This is a genomic window from Polycladidibacter hongkongensis (assembly GCF_001561995.1).
Taxonomy (GTDB): Bacteria; Pseudomonadota; Alphaproteobacteria; order Rhizobiales; family Stappiaceae; genus Pseudovibrio; species Pseudovibrio hongkongensis.
Genome location: NZ_LLWC01000008.1, coordinates 95,050 through 110,122 on the forward strand (window position 1 = coordinate 95,050; position 15,073 = coordinate 110,122).

Consider the following 15,073-nt stretch of genomic DNA (forward strand, 5'->3'; position numbering starts at 1 on the left):
CTATTTTAGCATTTTTAAATACGCATGTCGGGCTGACGACAGTTTTATGCTAACCCGGCAAAGCTGTTTGGCGCACACTATCAATTCGCGCCAAACGCCTTCGCGCTAAACATCATGATACGGCGTTTATTGCGCTGGCTCGCCTGCTTCGTTTTGGCGGCCAAAGTTTGGTGCCGGAGATTCCTGCCCTGCATCAATGAGCTGCTGGCGAATGCCACGCGTGCGTGTAAACAGCGAGAACAGCGCCTCGCCATCCCCCCAGCGGATCGCCCGCTGCAACGCCGAAAGATCCTCGGAAAAACGGGAAAGCATCTCCAGTATTGCATCTTTGTTGTGCAAGCACACATCGCGCCACATGGTCGGGTCAGACGCCGCTAGACGAGTAAAATCGCGAAAACCCGATGCAGAATACTTGATAACCTCGGATTTGGTCACGGTTTCCAGATCATCAGCAGTCCCCACTATGTTGTAGGCGATGATATGCGGAAGATGCGAAACCACAGCCAACACCAGATCATGATGACTCGCATCCATCGTCTCTACCATCGATCCGCAGCCCTGCCAAAACTCTGTCAGTTTGCCAAGCGCTGCTGCATCGCAGGTCTCGTCAGGTGTCAGGATACAGCGCCGGTTTTCAAACAAGCTGGCAAACCCTGCGTCAGGGCCGGAGTACTCGGTACCGGCAACAGGATGCCCTGCAATCAGATGCGCATGCGGCGGAATGTGCGGCGCCACCGCCTCAATCACCGATGCTTTGACCGAGCCCACATCTGTTACAATGGCTCCCTCGGCCAAGTGCGGGCCGATATGCTTGGCAACAGCTCCGCATGCCCCCACAGGCACACAAAGAATAACAAGATCCGCCCCTTTTACAGCCTGCGCTGCGTCCAAATAATATCGATCCCCAAGCCCAAGCTCTTCCGCACGCGCCAGAGTACTTTCAGAGCGTGTGGAAATTATAACTTCGCTGGCAAGCTTCTCGCGCGCCATAACACGGGCAAGCGAAGAGCCGATCAGACCAATACCGATCAGCGCAACGCGGGAAAATAGGGGATCAGACATATTTGCGTATCAATCCGTTTCATTCAAAAAGGCGCTCAGGCCCTCAACAACAGCCTTATTGGCCTCAGCACTGCCAATAGACATTCGCAGGCAATTGGGCAAGCCATAGGAGACAACTTGCCGCAAAACACAGCCGCGTTTTTGCAAGAAAACATCTGCCTCAGCAGCCGTTTTACCCGCTGTCTCAGGAAATTCGATAAGCACGAAATTGCCAACACTGGGAATAACCTTCAACCCAAGCGCGCTGATCTTCTCACTCACCCAATGCAGCCACGTGCTGTTGTGCTCAACTGCAGCTTCAATAAACGCTTGGTCGCGCACCGCGGCAGCTCCTGCGCTAATAGCACCGCTATTCATGTTAAACGGGCCACGAATACGGTTAAGCGCCTCAATCACATGGGCAGGCCCATAACCCCAGCCCACGCGCAAAGCCGCCAAGCCATAAACCTTGGAAAACGTGCGTGTCATGATTACGTTTTCAGCACGGCTGGCAAGCTCAATCCCTGCCTCATAGTCATTTCGGCGCACATACTCAGCATAAGCCGCATCCAAAACCAGCATACACTGTGGCGGCAATCCCGCGTGTAGGCGCTTCACTTCGTCAAATGGCAAATATGTACCTGTGGGATTATTCGGATTGGCGATAAACACCATCTTGGTGTTTTCATTCACCCGCGCAAGGATCGCGTCCACATCTGTTGTCAGGTCTTTTTCCGGTGCTATGACTGGCGTCGCACCAGCTGCTTTAATCGCGATATTGTAAACAAGAAACCCATGCTGCGAATATATCGCTTCGTCCCCAGGGCCCAGATAAGCATAGGCAATCAGGCTCAGAACTTCGTCAGAGCCGCTGCCACAAATAATCCGGCCCGCGTTCAGCCCATGCACCTCTGCAATTGCATCTCGCAGCTCATTGGCAGACCCGTCAGGATACAACTCAAGCTTTTCGATAGAGCGCAGCGCCTCTAGCGCTTTCGGGCTTGGGCCAAGTGGTGTCTCGTTAGAAGAAAGCTTATGCAACTTCACACCCCCGGTTGCATGGGATTTGCCAGGCACATAAGGGGCAATATCCATAACACCGGCGCGTGGAGTTGGGCGCAAAGCTTTCTGGTCCATTTCGAGAATTTCCTAGTTTAACAAGATAATGCCTTACGTTTTGCCCGATGCCCAAGCCCCTGTCAAATGCTGGTTTTGGCGAAAAACCAGCGAAAAACCTCAAGTATGCAAGCCTTGGCAGATAAGCTAAAACCCTTCTGGGCTTGAGCACTTCTGCCATTGACAGCACTGCACAGCCCCCCTAGCAATGACTGATTGTTATTAGGTGATCTGCCCATTTTCGACGGGCCACTCACCCATATATGGAGAACCTGCGTGTCAAACACTGCCAAAACCGACGCCCAGCGCGTCGCCGCTCATCGAGCTGCCTTGCATCAAGCAACCCATCCGGCAGGTAAGATGATGCGTTTTGGTATGGACGATCCGCTCATGTTGGACGCGGGCACCAGCATTGCTCCATGGCAAATCGCCTATGAAACCTATGGCGAGCTGAACGCCGACAAGTCAAACGCTGTCCTGATTTGCCACGCCTTAACCGGTGATCAATACGTCGCCTCCACCAATCCGGTTACTGGTAAACCCGGCTGGTGGTCCATGATGGTTGGTCCGGGGAAACCAGTCGATACCAACCGCTTTTTTGTCATTTGCTCCAATGTGCTTGGCGGCTGCTATGGCACCACTGGCCCAGCAACCATTAATCCGGAAACAGAAAAACCCTACGGGTTGGATCTGCCAATCGTCACTATTGGCGATATGGTCCGCGCCCAGCGCAAACTGGTAGAGGCCTTGGGCATATCCAGCCTGTTCGCGGTGATTGGTGGCTCTATGGGAGGAATGCAAGTGCTGCAATGGGCAGCAGCCTACCCGGAAATGGTGTTCTCATGCGTCCCTATTGCCACCGGTCCGCGCCACTCCTCGCAAAACATTGCCTTTCACGAGGTGGGTCGCCAAGCAGTAATGGCGGATCCAAATTGGTGTGCGGGCAAGTATCTGGAGCAAGACCTGCGCCCGACAAAAGGTCTTTCCGTGGCGCGCATGGCGGCGCACATCACCTATATGTCGGATGAATCCTTGCACAACAAATTCGGCAGAAATCTGCAAGACCGCTCCAAAGTAACTTTTGGCTTTGAAGCCGATTTCCAGATTGAGAGCTACCTACGCCACCAAGGCATGACATTTGTGGATCGCTTCGATGCGAACTCCTATCTCTATGTCACTCGGGCCATGGATTACTTCGATCTAGCTGCCCCGCATGATGGCTTGCTCGCTGGGGCATTCATGCAAACCAACACGCGCTTCTGTGTCATGTCTTTCACCACGGATTGGCTGTTCCCGACATCTGAAAGCAAATCGGTCGTCCACGCGCTGAACGCTGCTGGCGCGAATGTCTCGTTCGTCGAAATCGATTCCAGTCGCGGCCATGATGCTTTCCTGCTGGACGAACCGGAAATGTTCAAGACAATGCGCGGCTTCCTCATCGGCGCAGCCAATGCGCGCGGTATTGCCGGGCCAGATGCCAACCCAACAGAACAAGAAGCGCAGCAATAGGAGCCCGCTATGAGCCAAACAGACCTTAGCGCCGTGCGTGGCGACTATCAAATCCTCTGCGATTTTGTAAAGCCCGGCGCTCGCGTGCTTGATATCGGGTGTGGCAAGGGTGAGCTGTTGGAGCTGCTCATCGCCACCAGAAATGTCGATGGCCGTGGCATCGAAATTTCCCAATCCGGCGTGAATGAATGCGTGTCGCGCGGCCTGCCCGCTGTGCAAGGCGACGCTGATAAGGATCTTTCAGCCTACCCGAACGATGCCTTTGACTATGCGATCCTAAGCCAAACCCTGCAAGCCACTATGGACCCGAAAGGCGTCTTGGAGGAGTTGTTGCGCATTGGGCAGAAGGCCGTGATTTCCTTCCCAAATTTCGGCCACTGGCGCAACCGCCTGCAATTGCTTTGGCGCGGACGCATGCCGGTGACAGATTACCTTCCCTATGAATGGTACGACACACCCAACATCCACTTCTGTACCATCCGAGATTTTGTCGCCCTTGCTGATGAGGTAGGCGCCCGTGTGCTACGTGCCGAAGCTCTGAACGAGAAAGGCCTACCTATCGGCTTCAACGCGCCTTGGTGGGTTTGGAACTTGATCGGAGATCAAGCCATCTTTCTCTTGGAGAAAAAGTAACGCGCAGTGCAGTAGCCTGTTCACCGCCTAATGGCTTGGGCTTGGCTGCTGCTCTTTGCTCTCATCGGCTTTCCGCCGCGCCTGCACGCCAACAGGCTTGCCCTCTGGCAAAAACACGGGACGCAACACGCGCGCCACCCGGCTACCGCGCGTCGGCACACCGCGATACACCTGCTTTTCAGCCTCAAGCACCAGCAACCCGGCAAAGCTGCTGCCGATGACCGCGCCTATACGTTCAAAAACCCTCGCATTGCGAAGAACGAACTTGGATTTTGTCGGCGGTAGATAGAGCGCTTCCTCGCGTGCTGTCACCTTCAGGCTGTGCGAACCAAGCAGCCCTTCCAGCTGCGAACGGGAATAGGGCGTACCATAACCAAATGGCGAGGCCTCCGATTGCGCCCAAATTCCACGCCTGTTCGGCACGATCACAATTATACGCCCACCCGGCGCCAGCACCCGATACACTTCATTGAGCAGCCCGGTCGGATTGTTGGACATATCTAAAGCATGCACCAGAATAATCCGGTCAATGCTGGAATCTGGAAGCGGCAATTCATCACTATCGCACAAGAAAGCTTTGTTGGCGTAGTGGCTCTCGCGAGGCCATTTCACCACCCCTTGCGCAGCGGGCATCCCGGCAAAAATCCGGTTTGTTTCCTTCAGATAAGGGCGCAAAAAGGGGCCGGTGTAGCCAAGACCTAGCAGAGAGTGCCCATCTATTTCCGGCCACAATCTGCGCACCCGACGATTGATCAACACGCGTAGCATACGCCCCATTGGCAGGTCGTAGAATTCTTTCAGATGAACTACATCAAGAAACATGGGTATCCCGCTCAATCGCACCTACTTATAAGTTTATGGGGTCGATTGGCCTGAGGTGCAACACCTAGATTTCCATTCTGCTGAATTGGCGGCAAACGGCCTCAAGCTGTGGTAGGATAGAATTCGACAAACCCTAACAACGGTTTTTATATGTGCCTGTGCCGGGAGCAAACGACATGCTGAATTTTGAAACTCATCTTTTTATTTGTGAAGGCGACAATTTCGGGCTCCTCGTCCACGACAAGGCAACAGGCGCCACCGCCGCAATTGATGCCGCAGCAACCCGCCCCTATCTGGACGAGTTGGAGAAAAAGGGCTGGAATCTTACCGACATTCTTGTCACTCACCATCATTCAGATCATGTCGCCGGTATTCCCGATTTGGCGAGGGAAACAGGCGCAAAGGTGACTGGCAATGCCCGCTCCAGGCAGGCGCTGTCCTTTATGGATATCGGTGTCGAAGACGGCGACCACATAATGATTGGGGACTTGCGCGCGCAAGCGCTCAGTACACCGGCCCACACTTTGGACAGCCTCAGCTGGTGGTTTGAAGAAGCCGGTTTTGCGCACACCGGCGACACGCTGTTTTCCGTCGGATGCGGGCGCGTATTTGAGGGCGATGCCCCCATGTTGCACGCTTCTCTTGACTATTTGGTGCGGACGCTCCCCCCGCAAACACGCATCTTCTGTGGGCATGAGTACACCGCAAGCAATATCAAATTTGCCCTAAGCGTTGATCCTGAAAACGCGGAGCTACTAGCACGCGCTGCCGAAGTCGAAAGCATCTTGGCAAAAGGCGGCCACACACTGCCAACAACCATGGAAAAAGAGCTGAAGACCAACCCGTTCCTGCGCACGTCAGATGTCGCCTTGCGCCGCGCGATTGGTATGGCTTCAGCTAGTGATGTGGAAGTATTTACCCAACTGCGTCACCATAAAGACCGCTTTTAGCACTTACAACACTTGAGAATGCTTGAACTTTCGCAGCAGGTGCCCTCCACACCGCAAAAAACACCCCAGGGCACTCTCTAGTATATCAGATATCCCTATCCATTATTATGTAAATAAATCAGTTAGATAAACAAAATACAATGCGCGAACTAAGCGATCCGGCAAGCATGTCGTTCTTCACAGCCTCTGAATGTACTGCAAAAGCCTAACACGCAAAATCGCTTGCTTTAGCACCTGCGGTGTTTAGAGTGCGCAACGCTAGCGTTTTACGCATTAACCAGAATTTGGAATCTAATCTATGGCCCACGGCGACATCAAAAAGGTTGTGCTTGCCTATTCCGGCGGGCTCGACACCTCGATTATTCTCAAATGGCTGCAAACAGAACTCGGCTGCGAAGTGGTTACCTTCACTGCTGACCTAGGTCAGGGTGAAGAGCTGGAACCAGCGCGACGAAAAGCCGAGATGATGGGCATTAAAGAAATCTACATTGATGATCTTCGTGAAGAATTCATCAAAGATTTCGTCTACCCGATGTTCCGTGCAAACGCCGTCTACGAAGGCGTTTACCTGCTCGGCACTTCCATTGCCCGTCCGCTAATTTCCAAGCGCCTTATCGAGATCGCCGAGGAAACCGGCGCAGATGCTGTCGCACACGGCGCCACCGGCAAGGGTAATGATCAGGTTCGCTTCGAGCTCGGCTGCTATGCGCTGAACCCAGACATCAAAGTAATCGCGCCATGGCGCGACTGGTCTTTCAAATCGCGCACCGATCTTCTTAACTTCGCAGAAATGCACCAGATCCCGGTTCCAAAAGACAAGCGCGGCGAGGCACCATTCTCCGTAGATGCCAATATGCTGCACTCGTCTTCCGAAGGTAAAGTTCTGGAAGATCCAAACGAGGAAGCACCAGACTACGTCTTCCAGCGCACCGTCAGCCCGGAAACCGCACCGGATCAAGCTACAGAGATCGAAATTACCTTTGAAAAAGGTGATGCCGTCGCCATCAATGGCGTGCACATGTCTCCTGCGACCCTGTTCGCCAAGTTGAACGACTACGGCCGCGACAACGGCATTGGCCGCTTGGATCTGGTCGAGAACCGCTTTGTCGGCATGAAATCCCGCGGTATCTATGAGACCCCGGGCGGCACCATCTTGCTCTCTGCGCACCGTGCAATCGAATCCATCACAATGGATCGCGAAGCCGCGCACCTTAAAGACGAGCTGATGCCCCGCTACGCCAAGCTCATCTATAATGGCTTCTGGTTCTCTCCAGAGCGCGAGATGTTGCAGGCATTGATCGACAAATCACAGGAGCCGGTCTCCGGCACCGTTAAGCTCAAGCTTTACAAAGGCAACGTGATTGTTGTTGGCCGCGCTTCGCCAAACTCGCTTTACTCTGAAGAGCTGGTCACCTTTGAAGATGATCACGGCGCTTATGATCAGAAAGACGCAGCAGGCTTCATTCGCCTGAACGCACTGCGCCTGCGCTCGCTGGCCAACCGCCGCAAAAAAGTCGGCGTCTGATCTCAGCTCAGCACCAATAAAAAACCCGCCCCGGCACTGCTTGGGCGGGTTTTTTATTAAATTCGCCAAAACCGGGATCCGGTATGTAACGAAAGCCAGCGCCCACTCGTCATTCAAGTATCTAACAAGCAAAGGATACCCGAATGGCAACCCCGAGATTTTCACTTTTTGACAGCAAAGACCCCTTTTTTAAGGGCATGCAAGCAACAGAAATCGTCCTTTCTGAAGCACCAGTGCCCGCAAAAACCAGACACCTCATCCGCATCAGAATCTCTCAGTTAAACGCCTGCAACTTCTGCCTGAATATGCATCTGGCGGAAGCTAGGAAAGACGGCGAAACTCAAGAGCGCTTGGATCTGCTCGCCATATGGCGCGATGCCGAGGGCTTCTCGGCGGCCGAGCGTGCTGCTTTGGAATGGGCAGAAGCCCTCACCTACCCGAGCACCAAACACTCAAAGTTGCTCACAAAGCTCTACACAAAGCTGCAACTCCATTACGATACAGACGCCGTGCGGTCACTTAGTTATGATGTGGCAATGATTAACGCGTGGAACCGCGTCAACATCGCTGCCCACAACGGTATGGAGCACTAGAAGATGCCAATCGTGAACAAAGAGATCCCCAACCACAGTTCGCTGTTCACCTCGGAGCGCAGGAAACTGCGCTCTTTGGCTTATCGCATGTTAGGCACGCTTGATAGTGCCGACGATGCATTGCAGGACACGTTTGTTCGCTTTTTGCAACAAGAGCTCGCGCAAATTCAACATCCGAAGGCGTGGCTATACAAAACCTGCACCAACATCTGCCTCGACGTGCTTAAATCTTCGCGGCACACCCGAATGAACTATGTCGGCGTATGGCTGCCCGAGCCCATCAGCGCGGAAATCCTGATCGATTTTGTAGATCCGGCGGAGCGCAGAGATCGCTTTTCCTTAGCTATGATGCACGCCATGCAAACTCTGCCACCAAACGAACGCGCGGCCTTTCTTCTTGCCGAGCTTCTGGAATTGAACTACCGCGAAATAAGTGCTGTTCTGGATAAAACGGAGAACTCTTGCAGGCAGTTGGTCTACCGCGCGCGCCAACGCTTAGATGGTACACTGCCAACTGAGGCGGAGCGCCGAAACCTCGAAGAACTCACTGACAAATTTTTCATCTCACTCTTGGCAGGAGACGTAGAGGGCATATCCCAACTTGTCGCCGAAGATGTTGAGTTCTGGTCAGATGGCGGCGGCAAAGTGCCCTCCACCATTAACATCATCTACAGTGCAGACCGCGTCACCCGCCTGCTTCAAGGGCTCTACAAAAAGTTTTGGCACGGGCTTACGTTCAAGCAGGTGGAAGCAAACGGTGAGCCCGCCCTGCTTTCCGTTGGCCCAACAGGAGCTGAAACTCTCATTTGCTTGCAAACTGGCAATAAGGTCCAAAAGATCTTTGTTATCCGCAACCCGGACAAGCTAAAATCCTTCGCACAACCTGCTTTCGCAATACAGTAGTTCGCAAGCTTCTCACGGGAAAAGGCAAAAGCGCTGTTCTCCTTTCGCTGATGAAACGCTAGTGTCAGAAGCATCATAGATTTTCTAAAGAGTTTTCAATGGGCGCGATCTGGACGAAACGGAAAAGCGGAAAAACGTTAAGAAAAAAGGATTTTCGCAGTCCCTTCGAAGTGGATTATGCCCGTATCGTGCACGCAGGTGCCTTCCGCCGTCTGCAAGGCAAAACCCAAATCCTGAACCTAGGTGACAGTGATTTTTATCGCACCCGGCTCACCCACTCCATGGAAGTTGCTCAGATCGCAGGTGGTCTGCTACAGCAAATAGAACACACTTCACCCGCAGAGCATCCTGCCCGTAGCGTACTGCCCTGTCGGCCTCTGGTACAAACTCTTGGATTAGCTCACGACCTCGGCCATCCCCCTTTCGGGCATGGCGGCGAAGTCGCACTCAACTATTGCATGCGTGATCATGGCGGCTTTGAGGGCAACGGCCAGACCCTGCGCATACTCGCCAAGTTGGAAAGCTACTCATCAGATCACGGCGCTGATCTAACTCGCCGCAGTTTGCTGGGCCTTCTCAAGTATCCTGTTACGCTAGAGAAGCTAAAAAATCCGACGCTTTCACCAAAATTGCTAAGCACTCCAAGTACTCTGGGTATACTAGACCCTGAAAGCTGCGCCCCGCCCAAGTCCTATATGGCAAGCGAAGAGAATACGGTTCAATGGCTCCTTCAGCACCTGAGCCAATCTGACAGAAAACGTTTCACAGACGTCAAACCACGAGACGGCAAGCATAGCAAAACACGACACAAGTCGCTGGACTGCTCCTTCATGGATATCGCTGACGACATCGCCTACGGGGTTCACGACCTTGAAGATGCAACTGAACTTGGCCTTATAAAAAGAGAAGCATTCCAAAACGCAATCTCGCAAGATATATGCCGTGCTTTCTTGGAGGAACAAATATCCGATTACCCAGATAAAGCGGGTAACAACCCTTATGATCGCTTGCTTGATGCGCTGTTCTCCCAAAGCGGCAAACGTAAAATGATGATTTCTTTGCTGGTGAGCCATTTCATCAGAGGAGTTGAGTTTATCGAGCTTCCAGAATTTGAGGAGCCACTGCTGCGTTATCGGGTTCAAATGGCAAGTGATAGAAAGCCATTCCTCGACGCCCTTAAGAAACTGGTGGCGGATGAGCTGATCTTTAGCCCAAATGTGCAGCACCTAGAGTTTAAAGGCCAGCAAATGGTGGTGCAGGTCTTCGAGGTCATTGCCAGCAACCCCAAGCGGCTTTTGCCAGCAGAGCATTTCCATCGCTTTGACGGCGCCGGAAAGGACCTGCGTATAGTCTGCGATTATATCGCCTCCATGACCGACGCAACATTGCTGAAAACATACGACCGTCTGTTTAGCCCTCACATGGGTTCAGTATTTGATAGGCTGTAGCACTCACTGCCTCATCATGCAGGAGCCGGCACACCAAGAACCACCACGGCAAGACAGAGAAGCCCAACAAACGCAAATCCCACTTGGCGAGCCCTTCGGTCAGCAATGCTATGCTGGGTATTCAACACAGCCAACGCGACCCCGCATTGCGTTAGGTAAAACAGCGCAAACGCCTGAGAAGCAAGGGTTACAATGCGCATAACATCCGTTCGCCAAACCAAAGCAATTGCAACAACGCCAATCAAGATATAGGCGTGCTTTACATCCACGCGCCGCTCGGTTGTATCCTCAAGCAATCCCGCACTGCCCAAGCTGTCAGCAATCGCAGCACCAAACTGGCTTGCCACCGCCCCAAGAGTGAGCATAAGCGGCAAGATGATCGCAACATGCCCGACGAGGGAAATTACCGCAGCAATAGAACGATCGGCCTCCAGGTAGCCAAACAGCACACTGATAAGTGCAAAAAATACCAGGTAGATTCCCGCGGAGAACCGCTGAGCCAAACGCATAGAGGAGATCCGAAGTGGTGCGCTGTACTCGTCCCCCAAAAAACGGGAGGTTTCAAAGCCCTGCACGATAATCAGCAGGCCAAGCAGCACCTGCACCTTATGCAGGCTAAAGCTGGTCGTTTCTGCTGGCAACTGCCACTCGCCTTCAAAAACAAGCGTGCCGTTGTAAAGCAACAAACCCGCCAGCAGTGCACCAATTATCGCCAAATTTAACGCTACTGCATACTTTTCCACCTTTTCTACAGAGCCAAGCCCACCGGATACGCCCGCACCTGCAATAACAAAAAGTAGCAGACTAGCAATAACTTGGGCTCCTACATCGCTCTCAATGCCAAACCCTTTAAGAATGAAATTTCCTAGCAAAACAAGGTAGTAGGCAATCGAAACAAAATAAGCGAATGCCAACAAGAGTTGCGAGAGTTTTTCAAGCGAAATGATGAGCCGGTGCTGCCCACGTGCATCCCTTGCCGCAAATAATGGTTCGGCATACTGGATATTGAAGCGGATCACTATGCCAATGCAATAAGCCGCAACAATCAGCACAAAAATGCCGAGAATTGCCCAGTTACCAAGCTCGCCCGCCAAGATAGGAACGGACACCAAAAAACCGCTCCCTATGATGGAAGCAAGCGGCGTTAGTGTCGCCTGCCACCGCTCGGAGCCTTGCAACTTCGGGCGCATTAATACCCAAAGCAATACCAGCGCCACCGCTATTACCACCACACTGTTCAGCACGCGAACCTCTTTTGGACATCGCCAGAGCCCACAACATAGCGCTGTGTACGCTCAAACACACCTCCAGCTTTTGGCAGGCCAAAACAAAAGGGGTACCAAATGGCACCCCTTTCAAAAATCAACACTGTACTTGCTTTAAACCTGCGCCAGCGCCTGCTCAAAATCAGCAATTAGATCCGCAGGATCCTCCAAGCCAACAGATAGCCGCAAGGTCTTGTCAGAAATACCCAGCTCTAGACGCGCCTCTTCAGCAACGCTTTGGTGGGTCGTCGTAGCAGGATGCGTTATCAGGCTTTTTGCATCGCCAAGATTATTAGACAAACTCACAATCTCCAGTGCATTTGACAGCTTGAACGCGGCCTCTTTGCCACCCTCCAGATCAAAAGCAACCATGGTAGAGCCGCCACGCATCTGCTTTTTGGCCAGCTCCGCCTGCGGATGATCATCACGCCCTGGATAAATCAGCCGCGAAACCTTGCTGCTCGCAGTCAGCATATCTGCAAGCTGCGCTGCTGTTGTGCTTTGGCGCTGAACGCGCAAATCTAGCGTTTCCAAGCCCTTAAGCAGCACCCAAGCGTTAAACGGACTCATAGAAGGGCCCGTGTGCTTGTACATGTCGTGAACTTCCTCAGAGATCCACTTTTCATCGGAAAGCACAACACCGCCAAGGCAACGCCCCTGCCCGTCAATGTGCTTGGTCGCCGAATAAATCACCACATCGGCGCCAAGCTGCAAAGGTGATTGCCAAATAGCTGTGGCAAAAACATTATCCACGATCAGTCGCCCACCTACTTCGTGGATGAGATCTGCAACCGCCTGGATATCAACCAGATCAAGCGTCGGGTTGGTTGGGCTTTCCAGAAACGCGCCCTTGGTGTTTGGGCGGATTGCCGCCTTCCATTCATCTAGATTGGTGCCATCAATCAGCGTGGTTTCAACACCATAGCGCGGCAAAATTTGCTCGATGATATAGCGGCAGGAGCCGAACAGCGCCTTGGGAGCCACGAAATGATCGCCGGCCTTCACGCAGGACATAATCGCTGTATTCACCGCAGCCATGCCAGAGGAAGTCGCCCTTGCGGCCTCGGCGCCTTCTAGCTCGCACATTCGCTGTTCAAACATGGAAACCGTTGGGTTGGCATAACGCGAGTAGATATAGCCGCTCTGGTCACCCAGAAAACGTGCTTCCGCCGCCTCAGCGCTGTCATAAACAAACCCTTGTGTGAGGAACAATGCCTCGGATGTCTCTCCAAACGGAGAGCGTGTGGTGCCGCCATGTACGAGTTTGGTGGCAGGTTTCCAGTTTTTGTTCGTGCTCATCTTTCTTCCTGCATCGGCACTTTAAGCAAGACTCAAGTGCCAAAAAACAAAACCTCAGCCAAAAGCCGAGGTCACTGCAAGAAACCCGGCCCTTTAGCAAGTTCTTTAACGTGGCAAGCAAGCCGGCCGCCCAAATCGCCACGATGACACTGTTTTATTGCAAGATTGAGCGAAGGTCAAACAATCGGAGCTTGGCTAAATCTGCGTTCTCCGTTAATCAAACTTCAACAATCAGTTTGCGGGTTAATATCGGCTGGAAAAACGAGGTGCGGTGATGGGTCTACTCTGGAGCAAAGCAAAAAGCGGTATTTTGCCAGCTGCTGCAATTAGGCAAATGTTTGACAAGAGCTTCATCGCAGCGCCGAACACCCCCGATTCCGATCAAATCCAACCCGCCAGTCTGGATCTGCGCCTCGGCAAGCGGGCATGGCGGGTACGTGCCAGTTTCTTGCCTGGACCAGAGGCAAAGGTAATGGACAAGCTGGAAGACCTCATCCTGCATGAAATCGACCTGCAAAAGGGTGCAGTGCTTGAGACCGGCTGTGTTTATATAGTTGAATTGCAGGAGAGCCTCTCCCTGCCAGAAAATCTCGCAGCAACAACCAACCCGAAAAGCTCCACGGGCCGCATTGATGTATTCACCCGCGTGATCACAAATAATGGCAGCGCCTTTGATCGGGTTGAAGCAGGGTATGACGGCGCGCTTTATGCGGAGATTTCGCCGCGCACTTTCCCTGTGCTGGTTCGTGAAGGCTCACGCCTATCCCAAATCCGTTTCCGTCTTGGAGATCCACTTATCTCTGATGAAACGCTGGAGCACATTCACCGCGATCGTACGCTTATCAGTGGTGGAAACGAAGTCATCGGCGGCGGCGTGCAACTTTCCATCGATCTAATGGGCAGCGGCAAAGGCGGGCTGATTGGCTATCGTGCCAAACGCCACACCGGCGTGATTGATGTTGATGCCAAAGCCGCCCAAGACCCGCTAGATTTCTGGGAGCCGATTTACAACCGCGGCAAAGCCTCCATCATTCTGGATCCGAACGAGTTCTATATTCTTGTCTCCCAAGAAGCAGTGCACGTCCCACCCGAATATGCCGCTGAAATGGTGCCGTTTGATCCTCTCGTGGGCGAGTTCCGTGTCCACTATGCCGGCTTCTTTGATCCCGGTTTTGGCCACGAGAAAATCGGCGGTGGCGGCTCACGCGCTGTTCTTGAGGTGCGTTCGCACGAAGTGCCGTTCATTGTCGAGCACGGACAAACAGTCGGCCGCCTCGTCTACGAACACATGACAGAACCTCCCCAAACTCTCTATGGCGAGGGCATAGGCTCAAACTACCAAGGCCAAGCGCTCAAGCTTTCCAAGCACTTTCGTGCCTTGGCTGAGTAAGCACCCATGCCGCTGCAAACCATTAAAGACGAGTTCTACTGCGAGACAGAAGAAAAGAAATCCCGTTTTTTGGCTTTTCTCGTTCCCATAGAGACGTTTGACAGCCGTCTCGCCCAGCTGCGCGCCGAACATCGCAAGGCAAATCACCATGTCACCGCTTTCCGCCGCATGCTGCCTGATGACCGCATCGACGAAAGCGCGAAAGATGATGGCGAACCCGCTGGCACCTCTGGCATGCCCATGCTGAAAACCCTGATCGGCCACAAGCTCATCAACACCGGCGTCATCGTTGTGCGATACTTCGGTGGCATAAAGCTGGGCACCGGCGGCCTCGCCAGAGCCTATTCCGGCGCGGCAAACGCGGTAATTGCACAAGCCACGCTACAACCATGGGAAAAGATCCTGGCAAAAACCGTATCTGCTTCTTTTTCACAAAGCGCGGAACTAGAACGGCAGGTGAGCCTTCTTGGGCTCTCTGTCCTCAACAGAGAATTTACCGAGGGCGGCGTCTGCCTTCACGTTAGCGGCCCAGAAGAGAAAATCTCGCAGCTTTAGCGCAATGTTGATCTTGCAAGGAGA

General features: G+C 53.1%; 14 protein-coding genes and 1 riboswitch. Of the genes, 9 read left to right on the forward strand and 5 right to left on the reverse strand.

Annotation, left to right across the window (positions count from 1 at the left end; genetic code table 11):
- Positions 1–126 precede the first annotated feature (126 nt).
- Both AYK82_RS01635 and hisC read right to left on the reverse strand, forming a co-directional pair.
- Positions 127–1,062 carry a prephenate/arogenate dehydrogenase family protein gene (locus AYK82_RS01635; protein ID WP_068310648.1) on the reverse strand — a complete coding sequence of 312 codons (936 nt, stop codon included), beginning with the start codon at positions 1,060–1,062 and terminating at the stop codon, positions 127–129.
- 9 nt (positions 1,063–1,071) lie between these two features.
- The gene (gene hisC, locus AYK82_RS01640) at positions 1,072–2,178 is read right to left on the reverse strand and encodes a histidinol-phosphate transaminase (RefSeq protein ID WP_068310650.1); all 1,107 of its coding nucleotides are present in this window, start codon (positions 2,176–2,178) and stop codon (positions 1,072–1,074) included.
- Between the two features lie 309 nt (positions 2,179–2,487).
- On the opposite strand from hisC, the gene metX reads away from it, so the two are divergent.
- Both metX and metW read left to right on the forward strand, forming a co-directional pair.
- The gene (metX, locus tag AYK82_RS01645) at positions 2,488–3,666 is read left to right on the forward strand and encodes a homoserine O-acetyltransferase MetX (RefSeq protein WP_279626406.1); all 1,179 of its coding nucleotides are present in this window, start codon (positions 2,488–2,490) and stop codon (positions 3,664–3,666) included.
- A gap of 9 nt (positions 3,667–3,675) precedes the next feature.
- On the forward strand, positions 3,676–4,299 hold the full coding sequence (gene metW / locus AYK82_RS01650) for a methionine biosynthesis protein MetW (protein WP_068310652.1): 624 nt from the start codon (positions 3,676–3,678) through the stop codon (positions 4,297–4,299).
- 27 nt (positions 4,300–4,326) lie between these two features.
- Here the strand turns inward: metW and AYK82_RS01655 are convergent, their stop codons facing one another.
- Positions 4,327–5,121, reverse strand: a complete 795-nt coding sequence (locus AYK82_RS01655; RefSeq protein ID WP_068310654.1) for a class I SAM-dependent methyltransferase — start codon at positions 5,119–5,121, stop codon at positions 4,327–4,329.
- Between the two features lie 176 nt (positions 5,122–5,297).
- On the opposite strand from AYK82_RS01655, the gene gloB reads away from it, so the two are divergent.
- From gloB to AYK82_RS01680, 5 genes are all read left to right on the forward strand, one after another.
- The gene (gene gloB, locus AYK82_RS01660) at positions 5,298–6,071 is read left to right on the forward strand and encodes a hydroxyacylglutathione hydrolase (protein ID WP_068310656.1); all 774 of its coding nucleotides are present in this window, start codon (positions 5,298–5,300) and stop codon (positions 6,069–6,071) included.
- Between the two features lie 298 nt (positions 6,072–6,369).
- Complete coding sequence (locus AYK82_RS01665; RefSeq protein ID WP_068310658.1) at positions 6,370–7,596, forward strand: argininosuccinate synthase; 1,227 nt, start codon at positions 6,370–6,372, stop codon at positions 7,594–7,596.
- Positions 7,597–7,739: 143 nt separating this feature from the next.
- Complete coding sequence (locus tag AYK82_RS01670; RefSeq protein WP_068310660.1) at positions 7,740–8,189, forward strand: carboxymuconolactone decarboxylase family protein; 450 nt, start codon at positions 7,740–7,742, stop codon at positions 8,187–8,189.
- A 3-nt stretch (positions 8,190–8,192) separates the two neighbouring features.
- Positions 8,193–9,092 (forward strand): sigma-70 family RNA polymerase sigma factor, encoded by a 900-nt coding sequence (locus AYK82_RS01675; protein ID WP_068310662.1) that lies wholly within the window; start codon positions 8,193–8,195, stop codon positions 9,090–9,092.
- A 98-nt stretch (positions 9,093–9,190) separates the two neighbouring features.
- Positions 9,191–10,540 (forward strand): anti-phage deoxyguanosine triphosphatase, encoded by a 1,350-nt coding sequence (locus tag AYK82_RS01680; RefSeq protein ID WP_068310664.1) that lies wholly within the window; start codon positions 9,191–9,193, stop codon positions 10,538–10,540.
- Between the two features lie 14 nt (positions 10,541–10,554).
- Here the strand turns inward: AYK82_RS01680 and AYK82_RS01685 are convergent, their stop codons facing one another.
- Together AYK82_RS01685 and AYK82_RS01690 are read right to left on the reverse strand one after the other, a co-directional pair.
- On the reverse strand, positions 10,555–11,784 hold the full coding sequence (locus AYK82_RS01685; RefSeq protein ID WP_068310666.1) for a hypothetical protein: 1,230 nt from the start codon (positions 11,782–11,784) through the stop codon (positions 10,555–10,557).
- A gap of 135 nt (positions 11,785–11,919) precedes the next feature.
- Positions 11,920–13,104, reverse strand: coding sequence for an O-succinylhomoserine sulfhydrylase (locus AYK82_RS01690; RefSeq protein ID WP_068310669.1), 1,185 nt, complete (start codon positions 13,102–13,104; stop codon positions 11,920–11,922).
- 73 nt (positions 13,105–13,177) lie between these two features.
- Positions 13,178–13,256, reverse strand: a riboswitch (SAM riboswitch).
- A 122-nt stretch (positions 13,257–13,378) separates the two neighbouring features.
- Here AYK82_RS01690 and AYK82_RS01695 point away from each other — a divergent pair.
- Both AYK82_RS01695 and AYK82_RS01700 read left to right on the forward strand, forming a co-directional pair.
- Positions 13,379–14,494: a 2'-deoxycytidine 5'-triphosphate deaminase gene (locus tag AYK82_RS01695; RefSeq protein ID WP_068310671.1), complete on the forward strand. Its 1,116-nt coding sequence runs from the start codon at positions 13,379–13,381 to the stop codon at positions 14,492–14,494.
- Between the two features lie 6 nt (positions 14,495–14,500).
- Positions 14,501–15,049: an IMPACT family protein gene (locus AYK82_RS01700; RefSeq protein ID WP_068310673.1), complete on the forward strand. Its 549-nt coding sequence runs from the start codon at positions 14,501–14,503 to the stop codon at positions 15,047–15,049.
- Positions 15,050–15,073 lie beyond the last annotated feature (24 nt).

Bases quoted from the DNA above. Each gene is read 5' to 3' on its own strand.
- AYK82_RS01635 (WP_068310648.1), bottom strand. From the start codon at position 1,062: ATGTCTGATCCCCTATTTTCCCGCGTTGCGCTGATCGGTATTGGTCTG.
- hisC (WP_068310650.1), bottom strand. From the start codon at position 2,178: ATGGACCAGAAAGCTTTGCGCCCAACTCCACGCGCCGGTGTTATGGAT.
- metW (WP_068310652.1), top strand. From the start codon at position 3,676: ATGAGCCAAACAGACCTTAGCGCCGTGCGTGGCGACTATCAAATCCTC.
- AYK82_RS01655 (WP_068310654.1), bottom strand. From the start codon at position 5,121: ATGTTTCTTGATGTAGTTCATCTGAAAGAATTCTACGACCTGCCAATG.
- gloB (WP_068310656.1), top strand. From the start codon at position 5,298: ATGCTGAATTTTGAAACTCATCTTTTTATTTGTGAAGGCGACAATTTC.
- AYK82_RS01665 (WP_068310658.1), top strand. From the start codon at position 6,370: ATGGCCCACGGCGACATCAAAAAGGTTGTGCTTGCCTATTCCGGCGGG.
- AYK82_RS01670 (WP_068310660.1), top strand. From the start codon at position 7,740: ATGGCAACCCCGAGATTTTCACTTTTTGACAGCAAAGACCCCTTTTTT.
- AYK82_RS01675 (WP_068310662.1), top strand. From the start codon at position 8,193: ATGCCAATCGTGAACAAAGAGATCCCCAACCACAGTTCGCTGTTCACC.
- AYK82_RS01680 (WP_068310664.1), top strand. From the start codon at position 9,191: ATGGGCGCGATCTGGACGAAACGGAAAAGCGGAAAAACGTTAAGAAAA.
- AYK82_RS01690 (WP_068310669.1), bottom strand. From the start codon at position 13,104: ATGAGCACGAACAAAAACTGGAAACCTGCCACCAAACTCGTACATGGC.
- AYK82_RS01695 (WP_068310671.1), top strand. From the start codon at position 13,379: ATGGGTCTACTCTGGAGCAAAGCAAAAAGCGGTATTTTGCCAGCTGCT.
- AYK82_RS01700 (WP_068310673.1), top strand. From the start codon at position 14,501: ATGCCGCTGCAAACCATTAAAGACGAGTTCTACTGCGAGACAGAAGAA.